General features: G+C 71.7%; 18 protein-coding genes. 4 read left to right on the forward strand and 14 right to left on the reverse strand.

Annotated features, from left to right (window positions below):
* Positions 1–27: 27 nt before the first annotated feature.
* From HD593_RS37455 to HD593_RS37465, 3 genes are all read right to left on the reverse strand, one after another.
* Complete coding sequence (locus tag HD593_RS37455; RefSeq protein WP_185106638.1) at positions 28–378, reverse strand: DUF2784 domain-containing protein; 351 nt, start codon at positions 376–378, stop codon at positions 28–30.
* Positions 375–2,012 carry a S8 family peptidase gene (locus HD593_RS37460; RefSeq protein WP_185106639.1) on the reverse strand — a complete coding sequence of 546 codons (1,638 nt, stop codon included), beginning with the start codon at positions 2,010–2,012 and terminating at the stop codon, positions 375–377. Before HD593_RS37460 ends, HD593_RS37455 begins: the two co-directional genes overlap by 4 nt.
* Positions 2,013–2,224: 212 nt before the next feature.
* Positions 2,225–3,286, reverse strand: a complete 1,062-nt coding sequence (locus HD593_RS37465; RefSeq protein WP_185106640.1) for an aldo/keto reductase — start codon at positions 3,284–3,286, stop codon at positions 2,225–2,227.
* 153 nt (positions 3,287–3,439) lie between these two features.
* On the opposite strand from HD593_RS37465, the gene HD593_RS37470 reads away from it, so the two are divergent.
* The gene (locus tag HD593_RS37470; protein ID WP_185106641.1) at positions 3,440–4,279 is read left to right on the forward strand and encodes a helix-turn-helix transcriptional regulator; all 840 of its coding nucleotides are present in this window, start codon (positions 3,440–3,442) and stop codon (positions 4,277–4,279) included.
* A gap of 196 nt (positions 4,280–4,475) precedes the next feature.
* Here HD593_RS37470 and HD593_RS37475 read toward each other — a convergent pair whose 3' ends face one another.
* Together HD593_RS37475 and gltB are read right to left on the reverse strand one after the other, a co-directional pair.
* Positions 4,476–5,954, reverse strand: a complete 1,479-nt coding sequence (locus HD593_RS37475; RefSeq protein ID WP_185106642.1) for a glutamate synthase subunit beta — start codon at positions 5,952–5,954, stop codon at positions 4,476–4,478.
* Between the two features lie 14 nt (positions 5,955–5,968).
* Positions 5,969–10,474, reverse strand: a complete 4,506-nt coding sequence (gltB, locus tag HD593_RS37480) for a glutamate synthase large subunit (protein ID WP_185106643.1) — start codon at positions 10,472–10,474, stop codon at positions 5,969–5,971.
* Positions 10,475–10,733: 259 nt separating this feature from the next.
* On the opposite strand from gltB, the gene HD593_RS37485 reads away from it, so the two are divergent.
* A complete protein-coding gene (locus tag HD593_RS37485) occupies positions 10,734–12,386 on the forward strand; it encodes a bis-aminopropyl spermidine synthase family protein (RefSeq protein WP_185106644.1) in 1,653 nt (550 codons plus the stop codon).
* Positions 12,387–12,533: 147 nt separating this feature from the next.
* On the opposite strand, the gene HD593_RS37490 is transcribed toward HD593_RS37485, so the two are convergent.
* The 6 genes from HD593_RS37490 to HD593_RS37515 all read right to left on the reverse strand — a co-directional run bounded on the left by HD593_RS37490 (position 12,534) and on the right by HD593_RS37515 (position 18,213).
* Positions 12,534–13,253: a hypothetical protein gene (locus HD593_RS37490; RefSeq protein ID WP_185106645.1), complete on the reverse strand. Its 720-nt coding sequence runs from the start codon at positions 13,251–13,253 to the stop codon at positions 12,534–12,536.
* Positions 13,253–14,188, reverse strand: coding sequence for a hypothetical protein (locus HD593_RS37495; protein WP_221525178.1), 936 nt, complete (start codon positions 14,186–14,188; stop codon positions 13,253–13,255). The genes HD593_RS37490 and HD593_RS37495 overlap by 1 nt, the downstream gene beginning before the upstream one ends.
* A gap of 872 nt (positions 14,189–15,060) precedes the next feature.
* A complete protein-coding gene (locus HD593_RS37500; RefSeq protein WP_185106647.1) occupies positions 15,061–15,765 on the reverse strand; it encodes a VIT1/CCC1 transporter family protein in 705 nt (234 codons plus the stop codon).
* On the reverse strand, positions 15,762–16,946 hold the full coding sequence (gene lgt, locus HD593_RS37505; protein WP_185106648.1) for a prolipoprotein diacylglyceryl transferase: 1,185 nt from the start codon (positions 16,944–16,946) through the stop codon (positions 15,762–15,764). Before lgt ends, HD593_RS37500 begins: the two co-directional genes overlap by 4 nt.
* A 26-nt stretch (positions 16,947–16,972) precedes the next feature.
* Positions 16,973–17,737: a DsbA family protein gene (locus HD593_RS37510; RefSeq protein ID WP_185106649.1), complete on the reverse strand. Its 765-nt coding sequence runs from the start codon at positions 17,735–17,737 to the stop codon at positions 16,973–16,975.
* Positions 17,737–18,213 (reverse strand): MauE/DoxX family redox-associated membrane protein, encoded by a 477-nt coding sequence (locus HD593_RS37515; protein WP_312903978.1) that lies wholly within the window; start codon positions 18,211–18,213, stop codon positions 17,737–17,739. The genes HD593_RS37510 and HD593_RS37515 overlap by 1 nt, the downstream gene beginning before the upstream one ends.
* Positions 18,214–18,407: 194 nt before the next feature.
* Between HD593_RS37515 and HD593_RS37520 the strand changes: the two genes are divergently transcribed.
* Together HD593_RS37520 and HD593_RS37525 are read left to right on the forward strand one after the other, a co-directional pair.
* Positions 18,408–19,013, forward strand: coding sequence for a TetR/AcrR family transcriptional regulator (locus HD593_RS37520; protein ID WP_185106651.1), 606 nt, complete (start codon positions 18,408–18,410; stop codon positions 19,011–19,013).
* A complete protein-coding gene (locus tag HD593_RS37525) occupies positions 19,010–19,657 on the forward strand; it encodes a VC0807 family protein (RefSeq protein ID WP_185106652.1) in 648 nt (215 codons plus the stop codon). The genes HD593_RS37520 and HD593_RS37525 overlap by 4 nt, the downstream gene beginning before the upstream one ends.
* Here the strand turns inward: HD593_RS37525 and HD593_RS37530 are convergent.
* From HD593_RS37530 to trpB, 3 genes are all read right to left on the reverse strand, one after another.
* Positions 19,644–23,504 (reverse strand): endo-alpha-N-acetylgalactosaminidase family protein, encoded by a 3,861-nt coding sequence (locus HD593_RS37530; protein WP_221525179.1) that lies wholly within the window; start codon positions 23,502–23,504, stop codon positions 19,644–19,646. The two genes, HD593_RS37525 and HD593_RS37530, sit on opposite strands and share 14 nt — an antisense overlap.
* 94 nt (positions 23,505–23,598) lie before the next feature.
* Entirely contained in the window at positions 23,599–24,393 is a 795-nt protein-coding gene (gene trpA / locus HD593_RS37535; protein ID WP_185106653.1) for a tryptophan synthase subunit alpha, read from the reverse strand.
* A gap of 125 nt (positions 24,394–24,518) precedes the next feature.
* Complete coding sequence (trpB, locus tag HD593_RS37540) at positions 24,519–25,739, reverse strand: tryptophan synthase subunit beta (protein ID WP_379478834.1); 1,221 nt, start codon at positions 25,737–25,739, stop codon at positions 24,519–24,521.
* Positions 25,740–25,756: the final 17 nt, after the last annotated feature.

The raw sequence follows: 25,756 nt of genomic DNA on the forward strand, positions 1-25,756 counted from the left end.
CCTTAATTGGTACAGACCACTTGGCAGTCACTGACGACGGAGAACGTACCCGACGTAGGAGAACAGAACGAGAACGGCAACCCCAAGTCGCGCCAAGTTCGTGTACTCCTCCGGGTAGATCACTCCCTCGATGTAGTGGTCGATGAAGCCGCTGGCGGGTAACCCCTCCTGGCCCGCGCCGTGGCGCGCCCAGTCCTCGGCGAGGGTGAGGGGGCACTCGACGCCGGCCACGACCGAGAGTACGCCCCAGGCGGCGACGGCGAGGTGCGCCCAGATCGTACGCCGCCAGCGCCAGGCGAGGAACCCGCCCACGGCCATGTAGAGGAGAAAGGCGAAGTGCACCACCATCGCGGCGTCCGCGAGAAGGCGATACATCATGGTTCGACGGTAGCGGCCTTCCAGGCGTCCACGATGCCGTGGCCGTAGAATCCGTTGTCGGACGGGGCTCCCTCGCACGCGTGCGTCTCGGTCTGCCCGAAGATCTTGTACACGTACTGGCGGGGCGTCGGGCAGGCCCTCTGCGTGGCGGTCTTGTAGAGGAGCTGCTCGACCGTGGCCGGGGCGAGGTCGAGCCCGCCCTTGCCGGGCTTGCCGAAGCGGCTGACGATGATCGCCGCGACGCCGGCGGCGTGCGGCGAGGCCATCGAGGTGCCTTCGAGGTACTGGTAGTAGGAGCAGGTGCCGCCGGTGCAGTCCTTGACGACGTCGGCGCCCTTGGGCTCGCCCTTGGCGTCGATGCGGCCTGCCGCGCGCAGCACGTGCTCGGGCGCGGCGGCCAGGATCGACCGGGTGGCCTGGGTGCCCTGCCCGTCGAGCACGTCACCGCCCGGCGCCGACAGGTCGGTCTGCTCGTTGCCGTAGTCGCTGTAGACGGCCTTGCGCCCGGACGGGCCCAGGGCCGAGACGGAGATGACGCCGTTGGACTCGGCGGGCACGTTGATGCAGGAGTTGTCGACCTGGCGCTCCTTCTCGTCGCCCTTCGGGTAGCCGGGGCTCTGCTTGTCGACCTGGGGGTGGCCGAGGTCGGTCGAGCCGTTGCCGAGGGCGGAGACCAGCGTGACGCCGCGCTGGCGGGCGTAGTCGAGGGCGCGTTGCATGCCGGTGATGATGGCCTGCTGTTCGAGCTGCTGCTTCCTGGTGTCGGACTTGTTGTTCGCGCAGTTGAACAGCCAGGGGTCGACGAAGTAGCTCATGTTCACGACGTCCACGCCGATGTCGCCGGCGTAGGTGAGGGCGTCGAGGCTGGGCTTGAGGAAGAAGAAGCCTGAGTCCTGGCCCGCCCTGAGGTTCACGATCTGCACGCCCGGGGCGACGCCGGCGATGCCCAGGCCGTTCAGCGGGGAGGCGATGGTGCTGGCGACGTGGGTGCCGTGGCCGTCGTCGTCCACGTCCACGGCGTCCTTGCAGCCGGACGCCTCGCAGGGGCCGTCCAGCGTCTCGCCGTACTCGTCCTTGGGCTTGTCGGTGACGAAGTTGCGGCTGAGCTCGCGGTTGAAGTTGGGGGCGATGTCGGGGTGCTTGCCGTCCACGCCGGTGTCGATGACGCCGACGAGGACCTGCCGGGTGCCGGGCGCCTTGGCGTGGGCGCGGTCGGCTCCGATCATGCGCATGTCCCACTGGCGGCCCGCGAGCGGCTCTCCCTTGGTCTTGGTGAACGCCTTCTCATCGGGGAACGCGGCCCTGCGGGCGGCGGCCTCCGTGGCGGGGCGGGAGGTGGCGTAGCCGATGCGGCGGTCCGGGGAGACGCCGGCGATGGCCGGGTCCGCGCCCACGGCCTCCTCGAACCCGGAGCCCGAGCCGGCGGCCATGAGGTAGCCGAGCCTGGTGTCGGCGGAGATCGTGGTGCCGCCGGCGCGTTCGACGGCGGCCTCGGCCTGGCGTTGCTTGCCGAAGTCGTAGAAGACGAGGAATTCGGCCTGCGGGGTGGCGGCCTCGCGGGACGCGGCCGGCGTGCAGGCGCCGAGCGCGACCACGGCGGCCAGCGCCGTCAAGCCCGAGGCGACCCGCCGCATTCTTCCCCCATCCGCCGACTTGCCGCAGAACCTGAATCTTCCCGACAGTAATCCCCTGATGCAACTTAGTGGTGAAATTTCGGTCGAATACGACGAAGCGGACCTCCATCGGAGGTCCGCTCCGTCCCTGGCCAGAGCCGCCGCGCCGGGCCCGCGCCGCTCCTGGCCCGCGTCCCGGTCAGGCCCTCGCAGTGGTGCGCCGGCCGCGCCGTTCAGCGGGCCGGATCGAGCGTGACGCCGCCCGAGATGACCCCGCGCGACATCGGCCGCCGCAGGAACTCGTGCGGGAAGCCCAGGTCCACCTCACTGGCCTCGGCGAGCGTGGCGATCTGCGCGCCGGTGAAGCGCACGTCGAGCGCGCCCAGGTTGTCCTCGAGCTGGGCGAGCGTCCGGGCGCCGACGATGGGCGCCGTCACGGCGGGCTCCAGCAGCGTCCAGGCCAGCGCCACCTGCGACGGCGTCGCGCCCAGCTCGTCCGCCACCCGCTTGACCACCTCGGCGATGCCGAGCGAGCGCTCGGTTAGGGAGCCGTTGGCCGCCGCCACGTTCTTGCGGGTGCCCGACGGGTCGGCGGAGATCTCGTGGGACAGGTCAGCCCGGGTGTACTTGCCGGTGAGCACGCCGCTGCCCAGCGGCGACCAGGGGATGACCCCGAGGCCCAGCTCGCGGCCCATGGGGATCAGGTCGCGCTCCCCCGTCCGCTCGATCAGGCTGTACTCGATCTGCAGGGCGATCAGCGGCGACCAGCCGCGCAGGTCGGCGATGGCCTGCATGCGCGACACCTGCCAGGCGGGCGTGTCGGAGATGCCGACGTAGAGCACCTTGCCCATCCTGACGAGGTCGTCCATGGCGCGCAGGATCTCCTCCACAGGGGTGGTGAAGTCCCAGGCGTGCAGGTAGAGCAGGTCGAGGTGGTCGGTGCCGAGGCGGCGCAGGCTGGCCTCGACGGACCGGACCATGCTCTTGCGGTGGTTGCCGCCCGAGTTCGGGTCACCCTGGCGCCTGGCCATGCTGTACTTCGTGGCCAGCACGAGCTGCTCGCGCCGCCCGGCCGCGAACTCGCCGACCAAGGTCTCGGCGGTGCCGTTGGTGTACTGGCTGGCGGTGTCGATGAAGTTGCCGCCGCGCTCCACGTAGGCGTCGAAGATGCGGCGGGACTCCTCCTTGTCCGAGCCCCAGCCCCAGTCGGTCCCGAACGTCATCGTGCCCAGCGACAGCGGCGAGACCCGCAGGCCGGAACGGCCCAGCAAGCGGTAGGTGTCAAGAGTTGTCATGCGTCCAAGCGTGCTCGGGGCGCGAGCCATGGGTAAGGGAAGGCTCTTCCTGGGATCGGCCGTCCCAGGCAGCGCCCGCGACGGACGCGCGGCGGGTACGCGGCTCCGGGCAGTGCGCGGCCGGGGCGGGCCTGCGGCCGTAAGATCTAGGCGATGAGCACCGTCGACCAGACCCGCGAGCTCGCGGCCTTCCTGCGGACGCGCCGCGAGCGGCTGCGCCCCGGCGACGTCGAGCTGCCGGCGCGCCGCACCCACCGCCGCACGCCGGGGCTGCGCAGGGAAGAGGTCGCGGAGCTGGCCGGCGTCAGCGTCGACTACGTGATCCGGCTGGAGCAGGGGCGCGGGCTGCGGCCCTCACCCGAGGTGCTGGAGGCGCTGGCCGCGGCGCTGCGGCTGAGCGAGGACGAGCGGCTCTACCTGTTCGACCTGGCCCGGCAGCGGCCGACCAGCAGGCCCGAGCGCGAGGGCCCGGCCGGCGACGAGGCCGGGCCACTGTCCCGGCTGGTCCTGGACCTGTCGCCGCTGCCGGCCATGGTGGTCAATCACCGCTTCGACATCATCGCGTGGAACCCGGAGATGGCCGGCCTGATGCTCGACTTCGGCAGCCTGCCGCCGAGGCAGCGCAACAGCCTGTGGTTGTGCATGCTGCACCCGGGCCTGGACCACTTCTTCCGCGACAGGGAGCGCACGGTGCGCGAGGGCATCGCCGACCTGCGGGCCTCCTGGGCGGCCCATCCCGACGACAAGCGCCTGGCGGACCTGGTCGAGGAGCTGACCTCGGGCAACGAGGAGTTCGCCCGGTTGTGGGCGATGCGCGACGTGCGGGTCAACGCCAGGGGGCAGAAGCGGCTGCGGCACGCCACGGAAGGGCCGCTGACGGTCGAGTACGAGGTGCTGGCCCCGCTGCAGGCGCCCGGGCAGCGGCTGATCATCTACCGGGCCGCCGACCCGGACTCGCAGCGCGTGCTCGACGCCGTCGCGCGGGCCTGCTGACCCCCTCGGCCGGGCCGTGACCACGCGGACGGCCAAGGACGCGCACGTGACGGCGCCCGGCCCCGTGCGGGTTCAGCGGGCGTTTCCCTGGAGGCCCTCGGCCACGTGCGGCGGGTGGGGTGACGTCGGCTTGCCGTAAAGGACGGTGGCCGTGAAACGACAACGGCCCGGCTGTGGAAGCCGGGCCGTGCAGCCGTCAGACGAGCGGACGAGCAGTGGGCAGGATCGGGTACGGGAGCGCCGTGTCGCCGGTGAGGAAGCGGTCGACGCCGGAGGCGGCGGCGCGGCCCTCGGCGATGGCCCACACGATCAGCGACTGCCCGCGCCCCATGTCGCCCGCCACGAAGACGCCGTCCACCTTGGACATGTACGTCTTGTCGCGCGCCACGTTCCCCCTGGCGTCGTAGAAGCCGTCACCGCCGGCCTCGGCCAGGTCCTGCAGCAGCGAGCCCTTCTCCGGCCCGACGAAGCCCATGGACAGCGTGACCAGATCGGCCGGGATCTCCCGCTCGGTGCCGGGGATCGGCTTGAACCCGTTCTGCGGCCCCTCGACCTCGACCAGCCGCAGCGCGCGCACGTTGCCGTCCGCGTCGCCGACGAACTCGGTGGTGGAGACGGCGTAGACGCGCTGCCCGCCGCCGTCCGCCAGCTCCTCGTGGGCGCTCTCCATCTTGAACAGGATGGGGAACGTCGGCCACGGCTGGCTGCCGGGCCTGGACCTCGGCGGCTGCGGCATGATCTCGAGCTGGGTGACGGACGCGGCACCCTGCCGGATCGCGGTGCCGATGCAGTCGGCGCCGGTGTCGCCGCCGCCGATGACGACGACGTGCTTGCCCTCGGCCGAGATGGGCGAGACCGCGTAGTCGCCCTCCTGGACCTTGTTGGACAGCGGCAGGTACTCCATCGCCTGGTAGATGCCCTTGAGCTGGCGCCCTGCCACCGGCAGGTCGCGCCACTGGGTGGCGCCGCCGGACAGCACCACGGCGTCGAACTGCTCGCGCAGCTCGGCGGCCGTGATGTCGACGCCGACGTTCACGCCGGTGCGGAACTCGGTGCCCTCGGCCCGCATCTGCTCCAGGCGGCGCTCGATGTGCCGCTTCTCCATCTTGAACTCGGGGATGCCGTAGCGCAGCAGCCCGCCGATGCGGTCGGCCCGCTCGAACACGACCACGTCGTGCCCGGCGCGGGTGAGCTGCTGGGCGGCGGCGAGCCCGGCGGGGCCGGAGCCGACGACCGCGACCTTCTTGCCGGTCTTGACGGCCGGCGGCTGCGGGGTCACCCAGCCCTCGGCGAACGCGCGGTCGATGATCTCGACCTCGACCCGCTTGATCGCGACGGGGTCGGAGTTGATGCCGAGCACGCACGCCGCCTCACACGGAGCCGGGCAGAGCCTGCCGGTGAACTCCGGGAAGTTGTTGGTGGCGTGCAGCCGCTCGATCGCCTCGCGCCAGTCGGTGCGGAAGACGAGGTCGTTCCACTCGGGGATGAGGTTCCCGAGCGGGCAGCCGTTGTGGCAGAACGGGATGCCGCAGTCCATGCAGCGGGCCGCCTGCTTGGTCAGCTTCTCCTGCGAGAAGTCCTGGTAGACCTCGCGCCAGTCGCTGATGCGGACGTCCACGGGGCGGCGCGCCGGCAGCTCCCGGTCGTGCGTGAGAAAACCCTTCGGGTCAGCCATTCGGTACGCCTCCCTTATCCCTTAACCGCGGCGGCCATGACCGCCTCGTCGATGTCCCTGCCCTCGATGCGGGCGGCCTCGGCGGCCTCCAGCACCCTCTTGTAGTCGGTCGGCATGATCTTGCCGAACCTGGCGAGCGCCGCGTCCCAGTCGGCCAGCAGCGCCTTGGCGACCGGCGAGCCGGTCTCCGCGAAGTGCTTCTCGACCGTCTCCTTGAGGAACTCGTTGTCCTGCTCGGTGAGCGCCTCGATGGCGACCATCTCGCGGTTGACCCGCTCGGGCTTGAGGTCCAGCAGGTACGCGATGCCGCCCGACATGCCGGCCGCGAAGTTGCGCCCGGTCTGGCCGAGCACCACGACCTTGCCGCCGGTCATGTACTCGCAGCCGTGGTCGCCGACGCCCTCGACGACCGCCGTGGCGCCGGAGTTGCGCACGCAGAACCGCTCGCCCACGACGCCGCGGACGAACACCTCGCCGGACGTGGCCCCGTAGAGGGCGACGTTGCCGGAGATGATGTGGCCGTCGAGCGGGGCCTCGTCGTGCGGCCGGACGGTGATCCGCCCGCCGGACAGGCCCTTGCCGAGGTAGTCGTTGGCGTCGCCGGCCAGCCGCAGCGTGATCCCGCGCGGCACGAACGCGCCGAACGAGTTGCCCGCCGAGCCGGTGAACGAGATGTCGATCGTGTTGTCGGGCAGGCCCTTGCCGCCGTGCCGCTTGGTGACCTGGTAGCCGAGCATGGTGCCGACGGTGCGGTTCACGTTGCGGATGGGCAGCTCCAGCGTGACCGGGGTGCCGTCGTCGATGGCGCCCTCGGCGAGCTGGATGAGCGTGTTGTCCAGCGCGTGCTGCAGCCCGTGGTCCTGCTCGACCGTGCGGCGCAGCGGGGTGCCCGCGGGCAGCTCCGGCTGGTGCAGGATCGGCGACAGGTCCAGGCCGCTGGCCTTCCAGTGGTCCTCGGCCGCGGTCATGTCGAGCATCTCGGCGTGCCCGATCGCCTCGTCGAGCGAGCGGAAGCCCAGCTCGGCGAGGTACTCGCGGATCTCCTCGGCGATGAACTCGAAGAAGTTGACCACGAACTCGGGCTTGCCGGTGAAGCGCTTGCGCAGCTCGGGGTTCTGCGTGGCCACGCCGACCGGGCAGGTGTCGAGGTGGCAGACGCGCATCATCACGCAGCCGGAGACGACGAGCGGAGCGGTGGCGAAGCCGTACTCCTCGGCGCCCAGCAGCGCGGCGATGACGACGTCGCGGCCGGTCTTGAGCTGGCCGTCCACCTGGACGACGATGCGGTCGCGCAGGTCGTTCAGCAGCAGCGTCTGCTGGGTCTCGGCCAGGCCGAGCTCCCACGGGGCGCCCGCGTGCTTGAGCGACGTCAGCGGCGAGGCGCCGGTGCCGCCGTCGTGGCCGGAGATGAGCACCACGTCGGCGTGCGCCTTCGACACGCCGGCCGCGACCGTGCCGACCCCGACCTCGGCGACCAGCTTCACGTGGACCCTGGACTCCGGGTTGGAGTTCTTCAGGTCGTGGATGAGCTGGGCCAGGTCCTCGATCGAGTAGATGTCGTGGTGCGGCGGCGGCGAGATGAGGCCGACGCCGGGCGTGGAGTGCCTGGTCTTGGCGATCCACGGGTAGACCTTGTGGCCTGGCAGCTGGCCGCCCTCGCCGGGCTTGGCGCCCTGGGCCATCTTGATCTGCAGGTCGTCGGCGTTGACCAGGTACTCCGAGGTGACGCCGAACCGGCCGGAGGCCACCTGCTTGATCGCCGACCGGCGGGCCGGGTCGTAGAGGCGCTCGGGGTCCTCGCCGCCCTCGCCGGTGTTGGACTTGCCGCCGAGCCGGTTCATCGCGATGGCGAGCGTCTCGTGCGCCTCCATCGAGATGGAGCCGTACGACATCGCGCCGGTGGAGAAGCGCTTGACGATCTCCGAGGCGGGCTCGACCTCCTCGATGGGGATCGGGTTGCCCTTGCGCAGCTTGAACAGGCCACGCAGGGTCATCAGCCGCTCCGCCTGGGAGTCCACGAGGTTCGTGTACTCCTTGAAGATCTCGTAGCGGCGGGTCCTGGTGGCGTGCTGCAGCTTGAAGACGGTCTCGGGGTTGAACAGGTGCGGCTCGCCCTCGCGCCGCCACTGGTACTCGCCGCCGACCTGGAGCCTGCGGTGGGCGTTCTCCACGCGCGGGTAGGCGTGGCGGTGACGCTGCGCGACCTCCTCGGCCAGCACGTCGAAGCCGACGCCGCCGAGGCGGGAGGTGGTGCCGGTGAAGCAGGCGTCGATGACCTCCTGGCTCAGGCCGAGCGCCTCGAAGATCTGCGCGCCGGTGTAGGAGGCGACCGTGGACACGCCCATCTTGGACATGACCTTGATGACGCCCTTGCCGTACGCCTTGATCAGGTTGCGGACGGCCTTGTGCTTGTCCATCTGCAGGGCGCCGGTGTCGACCAGGTCCTCGATCGTCTCGATCGCGAGGTACGGGTTGATCGCCGCGGCGCCGTAGCCGATCAGCAGCGCCATGTGGTGGCACTCGCGCGCCTCGCCGGTCTCGATGACCAGGCCGATCTTGGTGCGCGTCTTCTCCTGGATCAGGTGGTGGTGCACCGCGCCCGTCAGCAGTAGCGACGGGATCGGGGCGAGCGCGTCGGAGGAGCCGCGGTCGGACAGCACGATGATGCGCGCGCCGTCGGCGATCGCCTGGGACGCCTCGGCCCTGATCTCCTCCAGCCGCCGCAGCAGCGCCTGGCCGCCGCCGGCGACCTCGTACAGGCCGCTGATGACGTACGGGTGGAAGCCGGGCAGGTCGTGCTCGTCGTTGATGTGGATGATCTTGGCGAGCTCGTCGTTGTCGATCACCGGGTACGGCAGCACGAGCTGGCGGCAGGAGCTCGGCCCCGGGTCCAGCAGGTTGCCCTCGGGCCCGAGGGTGCTGGCCAGGGAGGTGACCAGCTCCTCGCGGATGGCGTCCAGCGGCGGGTTCGTGACCTGCGCGAACAGCTGCGTGAAGTAGTCGAACAGCAGGCGCGGCTTCTCGCTCAGCACGGCGACCGGCGTGTCGGTGCCCATGGAGCCGATCGGCTCCTGGCCGACCTTGGCCATCGGCGACAGGATGATGCGCAGCTCTTCCTCGGTGTAGCCGAAGGTCTGCTGCCGCTTGACGAGCGCCTCGTGGGTGGGGATCTCGCGCTGCCGCGCGGGCAGCTCCTCGAAGCGGACGAGACCGGCGTGCAGCCAGTCGGAGTACGGGAGCTCGGCGGCGAGCTCGGCCTTGATCTCGTCGTCCTCGATGATCTTGCCGCGGGCGGTGTCGATGAGGAACATGCGGCCCGGCTGCAGGCGGCCCTTGCGGACCACGTCCTCGGGCGCGATGTCCAGCACGCCGGCCTCGGAGGCCAGCACGACCAGGCCGTCGGCGGTCACCCAGAAGCGTCCGGGGCGCAGGCCGTTGCGGTCGAGCACGGCGCCGGCCAGGGTGCCGTCGGTGAAGGTGATCGAGGCGGGGCCGTCCCAGGCCTCCATCAGCGTGGAGTGGAACTCGTAGAAGGCCCGGCGCGCCGGGTCCATCTCGGTGTGGTTCTCCCACGCCTCGGGGATCATCATGAGGACGGCGTGCGGCAGGCTCCGGCCGCCGATGTGCAGCAGCTCCAGGGCCTCGTCGAAGCTGGCGGTGTCGCTGCCATCCGGGTCACAGATGGGGAAAAGTCGCGAAATATCGCCCGGAATGTGGGCGGAGGCCAGCATCGCCTCACGGGCACGCATCCAGTTGCGGTTGCCCTTGACCGTGTTGATCTCGCCATTGTGGGCGATGTACCGGTACGGGTGGGCCAGCGGCCAGCTCGGGAACGTGTTGGTGGAGAAGCGCGAGTGCACCAGCGCGATCGCGGTCTCGTAACGCTCGTCGCTCAGGTCGGGGAAGAACGGCTCGACCTGGTCGGGCGTGAGCATGCCCTTGTAGACGACCGTCCGGGACGACAGCGAGGGGAAGTACACGTCGGCCTCGTGCTCGGCCCGCTTGCGCAGGCAGAACGCGAGCCGGTCCAGCTCCAGCCCCGTGCGGCCCTCGGGGTCGGACACGAAGAGCTGGGCGAAGTGCGGCATGACCGCCCGGGCGCTCGGCCCAGGCAGCTCCCGGTCGACCGGCGTGTCGCGCCAGCCGAGCACGGTCAGGCCCTCCTCGGCCGCGATCTCCTCGATCAGGCGCACGGCCGTGGCCCTGGCCTCACCGTCGAACGGCAGGAAGGCGATGCCGGTGGCGTACGCACCGGCCTCGGGCAGCGTGAACGGCACGACCGCCCGGTAGAACCCATCGGGGATCTGCGTCAGGATCCCGGCTCCGTCGCCGGTGTCCGGCTCGCTACCCTTGGCCCCCCGATGATCAAGATTGCACAGCGCCGTCAGCGCCTTGACCACGATGCCGTGATCACGGCGCCCGGCGACGTCGGCAACCATGGCGACACCGCAGGCATCGTGCTCGTTGGCGGGGTGGTACAGGCCCTGGGGCTCGGGGAACCCGAGGTGGGCAGCAGGCATTGAATCCCTCCCGTCGTCTTCGTCTGTCGAGAACTGCTTCACAGGCGAGGGACGACGTTGGCCCTGCTGCATATCGTGGGTAGAGGTTACCTCACCCTGCCGGAATGGTGCCCGCCGCGTCCGCATTACGAACTTTCGCCGCCATCTCGGCATCCGAACTCCCTATCCCAAACCCTGAGCCTGGCCGCCGAAATTCCCGCCCGGCACAGCGATTTCCGCCAGGAGGAGCGAGTGCCCGCGAGCCGATAGGGTTTGGGCCATGGAGCGTGACGGGGTCGAGCGCCTGCTCACCGAGGCCGGGGCCGACAGCAGGCGGCTGAGGCACGCCCTCGCCCTCGTGTGCGACGGCCAGTGGTGGACCCTGGCGGATCTGGTCAGGGAAACGGCCACGTCCCGGCGCACCGTCGAGGCCCTGCTGCGCGAGCTGAGGCTGGAGCACGACGGCGAACGTTTCCGTGTCCCGCTCACCGACACGCCCGCCTACCAGGATCTCATCGCCGTCGCCCCGCCCCCCGAGGACCCGGTGGCCCACCTCCTGCCCCACTACGGCCCCGCCCTCGACCGCCTGACCACGCTCATCGCCAAGGCCCCGCGCGCCCGCCACGTGCTCGACCACGTCTCCGCCACGCCCGAGACGGTCCTGCGCCGGGCGCTGCTGCTGGGCGCCCGCTTCTGGCTGCCCGGCGCGCGCCTGCTCTGCGTGGGCGACCACGACCTGACCTCGCTGGCGGTCAAGCTCGTGCACCCCGAGACGGACGTGACCGTGGTCGACGTCGACGAGCGCATCCTGGCCTACCTCGACGAGCAGCGGCTCGGCGTCCGCACCCGCTGGGCCGACCTGCGCCTCGGCCTGCCCCCGTCGGCCAGGGACCACGACCTGGCGCTCACCGACCCGCCGTACACGCCGGAGGGCACCGGCCTGTTCGTGGCGCGCGCCGTCGAGGGGCTGAAGGACGGGGGGCGGGTGCTGCTGGCGTACGGGGCCAGCGAGCGTACGCCGTTGCTGGCGTTCAAGGTGCAGCAGGAGCTGTCGGAGCTGAACCTCGCGTACGAGGCGATCTACCCTGATTTCAACCGGTATTTCGGGGCGGAGGCCATCGGGTCGGCCGCTGACCTGTACATCCTCCGGCCCACCAGCAAGACCCGCCCGGCCGTGCAGTCCCGGCTGAGCCGCCAGACGACCGCCATCTACACCCAGGGCCCGCAGGCCGTGGAGAGCGCTGGGAGGTCTCAGGCGGAGGGTTCCGGGGGTGCGGGCGCCGCGGTGCCGTCCGGGGACGCTGCGGCGCTGTCAGAGACCGCGGGCGCCCAGGCGCGGGTCTCGGGTGTACCCACAGATCTAGCGGCGCTGGCGGCGGAGTTCGGGGCCGAGCTCCTGGTGGGTGACTGGCCCAAGGCGCTGGCCCAGCCTCGGGTCAAGCTCTCGACCTGGCTCGCCAAGCCGTACGCGGCCGCGCCCGCCCGGGTGGCCGTGGCCGTCCCGGCCGGCCTGGAGGCCGCACTCCCCCGCCTCCTGCTGGCCTCCCGCGCCGCTCACCTCCGCGTCGTGGGCCCGGGCCTCACTCCGCGCCTCCCTGCGGCGCTGTCGCCCGTGTACGCGCTCGGCGAGGCCGGCGAGGGCGTGCTGGACGTCGTACGCCGGCCCCAGCCCGAGGGTGACGCCGACACGGTGCTGCGCAGGATCCTGGACAACGGCCACGCCAAACTGGCCAACACGTGGCGCGAGGCCCTCATCGCGCTGGCCAGGGCGCAGGGCACGACTCTGACCAAGAACGAGGCCCGCGCCCTGATCCGGGAGGCGGCCGGCTGGTCCGATGACCTGACCCCGCTGGAGGCCCCCCTCCACCGCCTGTCCACCCTCCGGGACGCGGTCGCCACCACGGTCAAGGCCCTGACCGGCACCACTCCCTGAACCGCACAGTGCATCATCTGCTTTCTTGAGGCACATCACCCTGCCAGTGCGCAGGGCACCACAGGCCACGCCACGCGCATCGCCCCCATTCTCACAAGCAGGCAGGCACCGCACCCGGACTCAGGCGGGGCTTCACCTTGGCGGGGGTCAGCTGGCGGCGATGACGCGGCCCTGGACCACGCGGCCCAGGCCGTCGAGGGCGATGAGGGCGGTGAGCAGGTCCTGGGCGGAGGCCGTGCCGCCGACCCAGCTCACCGTCACGTAGTGCCCCATCGCGCGGGCCTGTGCCCGGCTGCCGGCGGCCTCGAACGCGATGTCCTGCCGCACGAACCCGTCCTTGCGCAGCGCCGCCACCAGCGCGTCGGCGGCGCGCCCGTCGCCGAGGTTGAAGATGACGAACTGGCCCGCCACGGACCCGCCCTGGTACGTGGCCTGGAGCGCCTGCGTGCACCCGGGAGCCGTGGCGCCCCAGAGGACCTCGTCGCAGTCGGTGAACTCGCGGGTCGCGGCCAGGGTCATCTTGCCCAGGGTCTTGCCGGCCGCCGTGAAGACCTCTTGGAGGGTCAGCGGGGCGGCGTCGTTCTGGCGGGTGTCGATGGCGCTGTAGAAGGCGGAGGTGGGCTCGGCGTGGAAGGTGGCGGGGCGGGGCTGCTCGCGCCCCACCCACAACCATCCGCCGGCGCCCACGGCCGCCGCGACGACGATGACAGCGGCGATGAGGAGCGGCCTGGCCCACGGACGCTCCCTGCCCTCCTCGGCCCACGGATCGTCCCGCGGCTCCGATGCCGAGGCAGGGTTGCTCGGAGGAGCGGCCTCGGCCGGGGTGGGGTCGTCGGAGGGGGTTGCTCCGGTGCCGGTCCGGGCCATCAGGAGGCCGATCCCGTGATCGCGACGACGCGGCGGTAGACGGCCTTCTCCGCCCCGCGCAGGGCCAGGGTGAGGGAGACGAAGTCGTCCTTGGTGGTGGGCTCGGCGCCGTCCACCTTGCCGATCCACACCAGCCCGACGTAGTGGCCCAGCGCGTAGCCGCCCGCCTCGGAGTAGCCGCCTCCGGGGAAGGAGGCCTTGGTCGAGGTCAGGGGCAGCGCCCAGCCGCCGCGGTAATGGGTCTTCAATGATTCGACCAGCTCGGCGGCCGACGTGCCGTCCTTGAGGTTGAGTAGCGTGTACTGGCCGACGTACCGGCCGTCGGAGCTGGCGTACAGGCCGCGGGCGGCCTGGGTGCATCCCGCGTCCGAGACCCGTTCGAGGAGGGTGCCGCCCCACAGCGCGGCCGAGCAGTCGGCGTCGAGCTGCTTGGCGACGAGCTTGAGTTTGAGCTTCTTGGTGACGGCGAGTTCGCTCTCGCTGAACACTTCCTTCTCGGTCAGGGCCTTCCCGTCCTTGGCCCGCTCTCCGAGGGGCTCGAACAGCTTCGGCGAGCCCCAGCCGTGGAACACCTGCGGCACGGCCGCGTCGGGGCCGAGCACGGCGGCGCTGGCCTGCTGTTCGGGCGAGTACTTGCCCAGGTTGGTGATGGCCACCACCAGGCCCGTCCCGCCTGCCAGGACGGCGACGACCGTGGCGATGATGACCATCAGCCGCTGCTGCTCCGGGCGGAAACCCCAGTCGGTGAGCAGGGGGAGCTGCCAGTCCGAGCGAGGGGTGCGGCGCCGCTTCCTGGACGCCGTCGGCTCGGCCTCATCACCCCTTGCGGCCTCGTCGGCCCCCGCCGCCCCATCGACGTCAGTGCCACCGTCCGCTGTCCGGCGACGACCGCCCTCCGACCGTCCGCCGGTCTGGGCCCTCCTCGCCGGTCGCACGTGGGGCAGGTCTCTCGGCGGCCAGGTGCCATCGGCCTCTCCTGGCGAGGGCATGAAGCTGCCGTCATCATGAACGGCACCTCTGCCACCGCCCTCACCACGCGCAGCCGCCCGCCCGCCACCGTCCACACCGGCGCCCGGCCAACCGCCGCTGTCCGCCCCCGTGGCCGGCCAACCGCTGCCGTCCGCACCTGAGGCCGGCCAACCGCTGCTGTCCGCGCCCGAGGCGTGCCTGTCGTCGCTGACCGGCTCCGTGGATCGCGAGCCGCGCGAGCGGGCCGCCCTCCGGCCGCTGCGGGTCCCCGCCGACCGCCTGCGACCCTCCGCGTCGGCTCCGGACCGGCCGCCGCCGGCCGCGTGCCAGCCGCCACCATCCGTGCCACCCGCAGCGTGACCACCGCCGTGGGCACCGGCGACGGGCCACCCGCCACCATCCGTGCCGCCCACTGAGCGCTCCGCGCCAGCCGCAGACCAGCCCCGACCGTCCGTACTGCCCGCAGGGTGGCTCTCGGCACGAGCGGCAGCCCAGCCGCCATCATCCATGCCGCCCGCAGCATGCCCGCCGCTGGGCGCACCGGCGACGGGCCGGCCGGCGGCATCGGTCCCGCCCGCTCCCCCGCCGCGAGCTACGGGCCAGCCGCCGGCGTCAGTGCCCGAAACGCGCCGGTCGGCGGCATCGGCGGCCGGCCAGCCACCGGCGCCCGGGGAAGCAGAACCGCGGCCGTCGGTACCCGGGAGAGCGAAGCCGGGGCCGTCGGTGCCCGGGGAGTGGGTGTCGGGGGCCGGGGTGGCGCGGGTGCCTCGGGGGCGGCCTGAGCGGTCGCCGTTCGACCGCCCGCCGCCGGAGCCGGACGGGCCTCTGCGACGAGCCATCACAGCCCCGCCGCACCGATCAGGTTGCCGAGGGCGAACGTGACGGCCGCCGCCACGGCGCCCACCACGAGCTGGCGTAGCCCTGAGTACCACCAGCTCCGCGCCGTCACGGCGGAGACCAGCGCCCCCGCCGCGAACAGCGCCACGCACGAGAGCACCGCGGAGACCTCCAGCCCTTGGACCCCGAACAGGTACGGCAGCAGCGGCAGCGCCGCCCCCACCGCGAACGACAGGAACGACGAGACCGCGGCCACCATCGGCGACGGCAGCTCCCCCGGGACGACCCCCAGCTCGTTGCGCGAGTGGACCTCCAGGGCCCGCTCCGGGTGCGCGGAGATCTGCCTGGCCACCTCGGCGGCCAGGCCGGGGGTCACACCCTTGTCGACGAAGGTCTGGGCCAGCTCCGCCCGCTCGTCGTCGGGGTGGCGGGCCAGCTCGCGCCGTTCGACGGCGATCTCGGCCTGGGCCAGCTCGCGCTGGCTGGCCACCGAGACGTACTCGCCGCCCGCCATGGACAGCGCCCCGGCGGCGAGCCCGGCGACGCCGCCGAGGGCGACCACCCTGGTGTTGGCGGTGCCGCCCGCGACACCCGCGATGAGCGCGAAGTTCGACACCAGGCCGTCCATCGCGCCGAACACCGAGGGCCGCAACCAGCCTCCGGTGACGTCACGATGCCGGTGGTGGATCTCCGCGCGACCGTTCATCGCGAGTTCTTCTCCTTCGTCGCAGGTTCGGCGTCGGCGTCAGAAAGCTTCGCCCCGTCGGCGTCCTGGTCGGAGGCCTGGTCGGCGTCCTGCTCGGCGTCTCCGGGGACGTCCTCGCGGGCGGAAGCCGGAGCCCCGGCCTCCTCGCTGGTCGGCTCCGCCTTCGGCGTGTCATCGGCCTGGGCCGGCTCGTCAGGCGCGGAAGCCCGGCTCTCCGGCGTATCGGCCGCGGAGGATTCCGTGGACCCGGAGGGTTCCGTGGAGTCGGAGGACTCGCCCGTGCCGGGGTCCGCCTGGCCGGAGGCGTGGGCCGGGTCGGCGGACTCGGCGCCCGGCTCGTAGCGCGACGACGGTGAGACGACGATCTCCTCGCCCGTCTTGTTCCTGGTCGCCCAGAAGTACACCAGCGCGCCGACGAACAGCACGATCGAGGTCCACTGGTTGATCCGCAGCCCGAGGAACTCCACCGCGTGGTCCACGCCGCCGACCGGGTCGATGCGCAGGCCCTCGATCCAGAAGCGGCCGAGCGTGTAGCCGGCGACGTAGAGGGCGAACAGCCGGCCGTGGTGCAGCGCGAGGCGGCGGCCCAGGTAGATGAGCACGAAGCCGAGCGCGACGTCCCACAGCGACTCGTACAGGAACGTCGGGTGGTAGAGGACACCGGGCTCGCCGCCGTGGTCGACGTCGATCTCCAGGCCCCACGGCAGCGTGGTCGGCGAGCCGTACAGCTCCTGGTTGAACCAGTTGCCCCAGCGGCCGATGGCCTGCGCGAACGCGATGCCGGGGGCGATCGTGTCGGCGAGTGCCGTCATGGACAGGCCGCGCCTGCGCGCGGCCAGCCAGACGCCGACGCCGCCGAGCGCGATCGCGCCCCAGATGCCGAGGCCGCCCTCCCAGATGAACAGGGCCTGGATGGGCTCCTTGATCGCGCGGCTGCCGAAGTACGTCTGCCAGTCGGTGATGACGTGGTAGAGGCGGCCGCCGATCAGGCCGAAGATGACCGCGGGGACCGCGATGTCAATGATCGTCCCCTTCTGGCCACCGCGGGCGCGCCAGCGGCGCTCGCTCAGCCAGACGGCGACGATGACGCCGAGCACGATGCATAGCGCATAAGCCCGGATCGGGATGATTCCGAGATACCAGACCCCTTGGGAAGGGCTGGGAATCGAGGCAAGGGGCATGTCAGGTGAGGGTAGCGGAAGCAAGCCTACTTAGCCGCCCCCGTAATCTCATCGCGCAGTTGCGCCGGGCTGAACAGTACCTGATTGTCTATTTCTGTGCCGTTCAATTTCACTGTCGGCGTGTGGTTGAGCTTCTGCTCCTCGCTGATCTTCTTGCTGTACGCGAGGTGCGCGTCGGCGTTCTTGTTGGACGTGACGCACTGGTCGAAGTCGGGCGAGGTGACCCCGGCCTCCTTGCCCCACTGCTTGAGCTGATCGACCTTGAAGCCCTCCTCTGTCTCCGAGGGCTGGTTCTTGAAGAGCAGGTCGTGGAAGGCCAGCCACTGCTTGCCGTCGGCGACGCACCGGGCGGCGTTGGCCGCGCGCACGGAGTTGGACTTGGTCGGCTCCTGGGAGAAGATCGTGATCGGGTGGAAGACGACCTTGGCCTTGCCCTCGGCGGCGAGGTTCTTGAAGGTCTGGCCGCTGACGCGCTCCAGCTCCTTGCAGGCGGGGCACTGGAAGTCCTCGTAGATGTCGACCACCGGAGCGGTGACGCCGGCCTTCGCCATCACGGCGGTGCCGTCGGCCTGCACGGTGATCGGAGCCAGCGCGCCGGCGGCCTCCTCCGGGCGGGAGATGCTGGCGGCGTACCACCAGCCGAGTCCGACCGCGGCCACCGCGACCGCGCCCGCGGTCACGTACGTGACCGTCTTGCGGCGCTTCTCCCGCGCCCGCTGCTCGGCCTGCTGCGCCTTGATCTTCTCGCGCGCCGACTGCGACTTCGTCTTCGTACGCTCGCCCTTGCCCATCAGTCGTCCCCCTCGTCCTCATCTTGAGTATCGCCCCCGAGACCGAGGGCCCCGTCGAGCGCGAAGCGGCCCGGCGGGAAACGCGCGACCCACGCGCCGAGCAGCACGAGGCCGAAGTCGCGCAGGATGTCGAGCAGGTAGGTCGGCTCCTGCCCGGCTCCGAGCTGGCCGCCGCCGCCGAAGCAGCCGCAGTCGATCCGCAGGCCCTTCGCCCACGCCCAGCCGATGCCGAACACGAACGCGAACATGAGCAGCGCGGCGACCACCGCGGCCACCCTGGTCAGCAGGCCGACGACCAGCAGCACGCCGACGACGATCTCCAGGATCGGCAGGGCGTAGCCCACCGCGACGGCGATCGATTCCGGCAGCAACTGGTAGGCCTTGACCGCCACCACGGAGTCGGCCGGATTGCCGATCTTGAGCGCACCCGCCGCGATCAGCACCCCGCCCAGAATCAAGCGGGCGACAGTCGTCACCCAGGGTATCGCCCATCTCGCCCAAGGTGACGGTAGTGACGCGGCCACAAGCGTTCTCCTCTGTCTCTGCGCCGGAATGCGCACAGTACCCGGGTCCCATCGCATCACGTCGCGGATAAGCGTCAGCTAAGCGAGTTTTCCGCGCCTGAGCTGGGAGGGTTGCCACATTTACTCATCTAAGTTAAAAATTACTCATGCAAGTAAAACGAGACGAGTCGGTCACGAGCTCCGCCAGGCGGGCTCAGATCGTGACCGCGACCATCGCCACCATCGCCGAGCTCGGCTACCAGCAGGCGTCCTTCGCCCGGATCGCCGAGCGGGCCGGGCTGAGTAGCACGCGGCTGATCTCGTACCACTTCGACGGCAAGGACGAGCTGATCGGCCAGGCCATAGCCACGATCTACGGTGATCTGAGCAGGTTCATGCACGAGCGCGTCAGCGCCCAGCGGACGGCCTCGGGCGCGCTGGAGGCGTACATCCGCTCGCTGGTGGAGTACCTCGGCGGCCACCGCGCCGAGATGCGCGCGGCCACGGAGATCTTCCTCAACTTCCGCCCGGAGGGCGGCACGGCGGTGCAGGAGGCGGCCACCGACCTGGCGTCGCTGGCCCACCTGGAGCGCCTTCTGGAGTGGGGGCAGGAGAGCGGCGAGTTCAGGCCGTTCAGCACGCGGGTGATGGCGATGACCGTCCAGCGGTCGCTGGACGGGCTGCCGTTCCTGCTGGAGGCCGACCCCGGGGCCGACCTGGCCGAGTACGCCGATGAGCTGGCGGCGCTGTTCGCCAGGGCGACCCGCGCATGAGCACCCGGTCGAGAGGGCTCCTCACGCTGGCCGTGGACGTCGGCCTGACCGTGGCGCTCTACTATGCGCTGCGCGCGGCAGGCGTCGAGGCCCACACGGCGTTCGTGATCAGCTCGTTCGTGCCCGGCGTCAGCGTCGTCTCCGACCTGGTACGCCGCCGCAGGCCCGACCGGCTGGGCCTCTACATGACGGTCATGATGCTGGCCAGCGCAGCCGTGTCCGTCCTGGTCCACGACCCGCGGCTGCTGCTGGCCAAGGACGGCTGGTTCACGGCGGCGGGGGGGCTGTGGTTCCTGCTCAGCGCGCGCGGGGAGCGTCCGCTGGCGTTCGTGTTCACCCGGTTCGTCCTGGAAGGCCGGATCGGGCCCAACCGCGAGTCGTGGGACGTGTTGTGGGAGCGGTTGCCCGCCTTCCGCCGCATCTGGCGGGTGGCGAGCGTCATGTGGGGCATCGGCCTGCTCCTGGACGCCGTGGTACGGGTCGTCATCGCCTACGCCCTGCCGGTGGACGCGGTGCCGGGGGTCAACACCGCGCAGTACATCGCCTTCCTCCTGCTCATGCAGGTCGCGATGAACGTCTACCTGGTCCCCACCGGCGTCTACAACCGCTGGTCCCCTCTCTACGCCGAGCTCAGGAGCACCTGAACCGGGCCTCGCCCCAGTCCGCGTGGTCGTTGCCGACGCCGTCTCCCGCGTCGCCCGCCACGAGGTCCACGTACCGGGCGCCGGTCACGTCGGCGCTCAGCTCGTACGCCGCGTCGGCGGCCCGCAGCACCGGGCTGCGCGCCCGCTCCACCCCGTCGGCCACCACCCCGAACTCCACCGACCCCCGCGTGGCCTGCACATCGTCAACACCGACGAAGGCCGTGAACGCCGTACACCGGCCACGCAGGTAGAAACGCACTTCGGCGGGCGCGTGCGTGCCCAGCCCCTTGCCGAACGCCCGGCCGCCGATGACGATCGGCCCGCCGTCGGCCGGCCCGGTGTCGCCGTTGGACCGGTCGCGCTCCACCGGGCCCCAGCCGTTGTCCGCGCTGACCCACTCCAGGTCGCTGGCGTAGGCGTCGGCCGCGGGCGGCGGCGGCAGCGTGCGCACGGACGCGGAGGCGGTCAGCGTCCTGGCGGCGCCGCCGGCGGTGTACGAGGCCGTGGCGGCCAGCTCGTACGTGCCGTACGGCGCGCCGGCGGGCGGCGTGACCCGCCAGGTCGTGACCAGCTTCCCGCCGGGCTCCACCGAACCGGCGCCGTCTCCCTCCACCGTCCACCCCTCGGGCACGTCCAGCCGCACGGCCACGTCCCGGACCGCCACCTCCTCGAGGTTCGTGAACGTGGTGGTGACCTCGTTGGCCGCCCCCTGCTCGAACGCTGGCGCCGCGGGCGTCACCTCCAGCGTCCCGCACGCCTGCGCGCCGGTCGCGGGCCCGAGGTCGGTGACGGCGAAGTCGTCGAGCACGAAGTCGGCCCCGGCCTGCTCCGGCAGGAGCGAGCGCAGCCCCACCCACACGTCGCCGCACCCGGCCACGACCCGCTCGCTGAACCGGGCGGTGACACGCCGCTCGGGGATCGGCGTGCGGCGCGTCTCCACACTGGCGCCGCCCCGGTCGTAGCCGGTGACCCACTGGTAGGTGCCGGCCAGCGCGTTCTGGTAGGCGAACGACACCTCGTAGGCGTGCCCCGGCTCGAACCGCGCGGTCTGCGGCACCGTACGGTAGATCAGGCCCTGCCGCTCCTCGTGCGCCTTCAGCGACCAGTCGCCGTTCAGCACGTCGTCCACCGTCTTGCCGTTCCAGCCTGCCTGCGTGTACGGCTCGTGCCGCTCCGACAGGTGGGTGCGCGCGTCGAACGACCCGCCCGCGTCCCCCTTCACGAACGGCCCCCACCCGGGCTCCACCGACTCGAACGTCTCCACCGCCCCGGCCGGCTCCCGCTCGAAGACGCGTACGTCGTCCACCCGCACCAACCCCTCGGCCCCGGCGGCCGTGATCCGCAGCACCGTGGACGGCGAGGACGCGGTGAACGTGACCTTCACCCGCTGGAAGAAGGTGTCGTGCTTCTCGTCGGAGGCGATGTAGTTCCTGGCCGTGGAGCGCAGCACGGTCACCGACTCGCCACCCGCCTCCAGCGTGGTCGCGCGCGTCCTGCCGGGCTCCACCTCGACGAACGCGGACGCGGTGTACGTCCGGCCCGGCCGCAGCCCTCTCAGCGGCTGCTCAAGGCGTGCCTGCGCGCCCCCGCCGAGCAGCGCCACCCGGTGGCCCAGCGCGTTGCGCTCCACGCTCACGGGCCCGCTGACGGTCCAGCCGCCGAGGCGGTCGCCGTTGAAGCCCGGATCGCGCAGGCCGCTCCCCTGCCCCCACCCGGGATCGGCCTGCCTGGGCGCCTTGCCGGGATACAGCACGTACGGCACGCCCGCCTTCGCCCGCAGCGTGATCCTCCCGCCGGACGGGGTGACCGTGCCGGCGGGGACGCGGCCCTGGTCGGTGAGCTCGTACACGCTCATCGCCCGGTCGGCCTCCCACGTGCTCTCGCCGCCCGCCGGGTTGTAGTGGTAGAACCTGCCGTGCCAGGGCAGCAGGTACGTGCCGCCGTCGAGCACCCTGCGCCCGCCGGCGAACAGCTCGCGCCTGCCGTCCCGGTACGTGCCGCGCACGCCGCCGGTGAACACGATCTCGCCGTCGTTCCAGTCCATGATCTGCTGCTGCTGGAGGAACTTGACCGGCAGGTTGTGCTCCCAGATGTTGCGGTAGAAGGCGGTGAAGTCGTTCTCCGCCGTCCAGCCCTCGAACTCGACGATGCGGGCGTTGCCCAGGATCGGGTGGGCGTTCCAGACGTCCTTCTCGTGGTTGCGCGCGAACCGGATGATCTGCGAGTTCAGCCCCTTGTTGGTGACGCCGCCGTAGTTGAGGTCGGTGGCCCAGTGCGCCCACAGCGACGAGCGCTCCAGCTTGTCCGACCACTCCGTGGTCACCTGCCAGCCCTGGGCGCGCAGCTCGGCCAGGGTGCGGTCGGCGACCCAGCCGAAGGGCCTGAACACGTCCACGTACAGCACCGCGAGGTTCCTGTCCGTCTCCGCCCGCAGCCGGGACAGGCGGGCGGCCAGCGTGCCCCTGGTCAGGTCGCCGCGCTGGTCGATCAGGTACGCCTGGTCGAGCCAGTTCCAGCCCTTGGCGTCCTTGTTCACGAGTCGCTCGTCGAAGCTCCTGGCCTCGGGGTAGGCCTCGGTGGCGTTGACGTGCACGCCGAACGTGGCGTTCCACGCCCTGCCCGCCTTGAGCAGCGTGTTGAGGTCCTTCAGGCCGCCGGCGCGGCGGTTGACGTTGCCGCCGTAGTCGGGATGCGCGGAGTCGTGGCCCTCCGACTGGTAGCCCTTGAGCAGGGCGAGCTGCCCGAGCCCGTCGGTGGCCAGGGAGATGCGCTTGACGTCGTCGAGCGTGCGCAGGAACGGGTGCGTGGCCTGGCTGGAGAAGTTGAACGGGATGTGCGTGACCACCCGGTCCCTGGTCTCCTCCGCGCCGAGCGCCTTGGTCGCGATGCTCCTGAACGCGATCGCGCCGTCCTGCCAGTCGAGCGTGCCGTCGCCGTTGGCGTCGGGGGTGAGCACGACCTTGGCCCACGGGCGGGCCTCGGTGAACGGCGAGCCGCTCGCGCGGTGCGTCCACTGGCCGCTCCACACGCCCACCCGCACCGTGCCGTCCTCGTCCTTCCTGGCCTGGTGCCAGAGCCGGGCCGCGTCCCGGTCGGTCGCGCCGGACGGGCGGTCGTAGGTGGAGTTCGTCTCGACGGCGGCGGCCAGCCGGTCGGTGTGCACGATCGCGTACGTCGCCCCGGCCGGCGTCTCCTCGGCGGCCGTGTCCGCGGTCACCCGGGCGAAGACGTCGGCGGTGCGGGTGGAGTTCGGGTCCAGGCGGGTGAACGCGGTGGCCGCGCCCGGCTGCGTGCTCGACACGGACACCAGGTCGTGGCCCGGCAGGTCGATGGTGCCGACCCTGAACGCCTCGGTGTCGATCACCTCGTCGATCGCGAACGTCGTCACCCTGCCCCTGACCCCGAGGCTGGCCCGGAGAGCGACCCCGTCGCCGAGGTCCAGCCGGTAGCGGGCGGTCGCGCCGTCGTTGCCGGTCAGCCGTACCTCGGCGGGTCTGGCCTGGCCGTTCAGCACGACGGCGGGCACCGCCGTACTGCCGCCGAGCGTGGCGCCGCTCGCCCGGTCGGTGTAGCGCAGGACGCGCGGGAAGGCCGGGTCCAGCTCCACGCGCAGCGCCGCCGACGCGATCACGATCGGCTCGGCGACCCGCGCGGGGGTGGGCGGTATCTGCTGCGCGGTGGGGCTCGGCGGCGGCGCCCCGGTGTGCGAGGGCTCGGGGGACGGCAGCTCATAGGTGGGGGCCGGGGTCGGCGCGGGCGGCTCCTGGCCGGCGACCGGCTGCGAGGTCGGGGCGGCCATGGCCGTGGCCGCGAGGGTGAGGGCTGCTGTCAGTAACAAGGGACGCATGACCTGTCCTCCCGGGACCGTCTGACCTAGACGGTAAAGCGCGGCCCCCCGCAGGGGAACCGCGCCCGGTCAGATCACCGCGTCAGGGCCACGCTCAGCGGCGCACGCCCTTGGCCATGTCCCTGGCCAGCACCCCGATGGACTCGCGCCCGGCCGCCTCGTCGGGCGCGTCGAGGATGCGGCGGATGAACGCCGACCCCACGATCACGCCGTCGGCGTAGGCCGCCACCTCGGCCGCCTGCGCGCCCGTGCCGACCCCCAGGCCCACGCACACCGGCAGGTCCGTGTGCGCCTTGGTCCGCTTGACCAGGCCCTCGGCGGCGACGTTGACGGTCTCCCTGGCGCCGGTGACGCCCATCAGCGAGGCCGCGTACACGAAACCGGTGCAGCAGTCGACGACGGCCTTGATGCGCGGCTCGGTCGAGCTGGGCGCGACCAGGAACACCGTGTCGATGCCCGCCGCCGCGGACGCCTCCCGCCACGGCTCGGACTCCTCGGGCGTCAGGTCGGGCGTGATGGTGCCCACGCCGCCCGCGTTGGCCAGGTCGCGCGCGAACCGGTCGGCGCCGTACTTGTCGATCGGGTTCCAGTACGTCATGACGAGCGTGGCGGCGCCGGTGGCGGCCACGCCCTCGACCGTGCGCATCACGTCGGCGATGCGCGTGCCGTTGGTCAGCGACCTGTGCACCGCGTCCTGGATCGTCGGGCCGTCCATGAGCGGGTCGGAGTAGGGCAGGCCGATCTCGATGACGTCGCAGCCGGCTTCCACCAGGGCCGCGGCGGCGGCGACGTCGCCACCCTTGGAGGGGAAGCCCGCGGGCAGGTAGCCGACGAGCGCGGCCCGGTTGTCCGCCTTCGCCTTGGCGAAAACCGTCTGAAGAGTCGTCATGTCTGTCCGTTTCGAAAGGTCGAGTCTTCCCATGATGCCCTGCCACGGGCCCGCCCCAGAATCCCCGCGCCGGTGAGTCGCCGCCCCGGCGCGGGCCGCCGGCGATCGAGGGGACGCCGGAAGACCTAGAGGTTGAAGTACTTCATCGCCGTGCCCATGTCCTTGTCGCCGCGGCCGGAGAGGTTGACCAGGATGGTGGCCTCGGGGCCGAGCTCGCGGCCCAGCTCCAGCGCGCCCGCCAGGGCGTGGGAGGACTCGATGGCGGGGATGATGCCCTCGGTCCTGGCCAGCAGCGAGAACGCGGCCATCGCCTGGTCGTCGGTGACGCCGTGGTAGGTGGCGCGGCCGGAGTCCTTCAGCCAGGCGTGCTCGGGGCCGACGCCCGGGTAGTCGAGCCCGGCGGAGATCGAGTGCGACTCGATCGTCTGGCCCTCGTCGTCCTGGAGGACGTAGGTGCGCGAGCCGTGCAGCACGCCGACCGAGCCGGCGGTGAGCGTGAGCGCGTGCTCGCCGCTCTCCAGGCCGTGACCCGCGGCCTCGTAGCCGTGCAGCTTGACGTCCTGGTCCCCGATGAAGGCGTGGAAGATGCCGATCGCGTTGCTGCCGCCGCCGACCGCCGCGCACACGGCGTCGGGCAGCTTGCCGGTCAGCTCCAGCATCTGGCGGCGCGCCTCGACGCCGATGATGCGCGCGAAGTCGCGCACGATCTCCGGGAACGGGTGCGGGCCCGCCACGGTGCCGAACAGGTAGTGGGTGGTGTCGACGTTGGTCACCCAGTCGCGGAAGGCCTCGTTGATGGCGTCCTTCAGCGTCTGGGAGCCGTTCTTGACCGGCACCACGGTGGCGCCGAGCAGCTTCATCCTGGCGACGTTGAGCGCCTGGCGCTCGCAGTCGACGGCGCCCATGTAGATGACGCACTCCAGGCCGAGCAGGGCCGCGGCGGTGGCGGTGGCCACGCCGTGCTGGCCCGCGCCGGTCTCGGCGATCACCCGCTTCTTGCCCAGCCGCTTGGTCAGCAGCGCCTGGCCCAGCACGTTGTTGATCTTGTGCGCGCCGGTGTGGGTGAGGTCCTCGCGCTTGAGGATGATCCGCGCGCCGCCGGCCTGCTCGCTGAAGCGCGGCACCTCGGTCAGCGTGGTGGGCCGGCCCGCGTACGTGCGCAGCAGGTGGTCGAACTCGCGCAGGAACTCCGCGTCGTTCTTGGCCTTCTCGTAGGTGGCGGCCACCTCGTCGAGCGCCGGGATGAGCGCCTCGGGCACGTACCGGCCGCCGAAGATGCCGAACTTGCCGTGCACGTCGGGGTCGTCGCCGTACGCGCCGTTGCCCGCCAGGTCGGCGGCCGTCAGGATGGTGCCTTCGTTTG

Origin of the sequence: Nonomuraea rubra (assembly GCF_014207985.1) — a bacterium.
Lineage (GTDB): Bacteria > Actinomycetota > Actinomycetes > Streptosporangiales > Streptosporangiaceae > Nonomuraea > Nonomuraea rubra.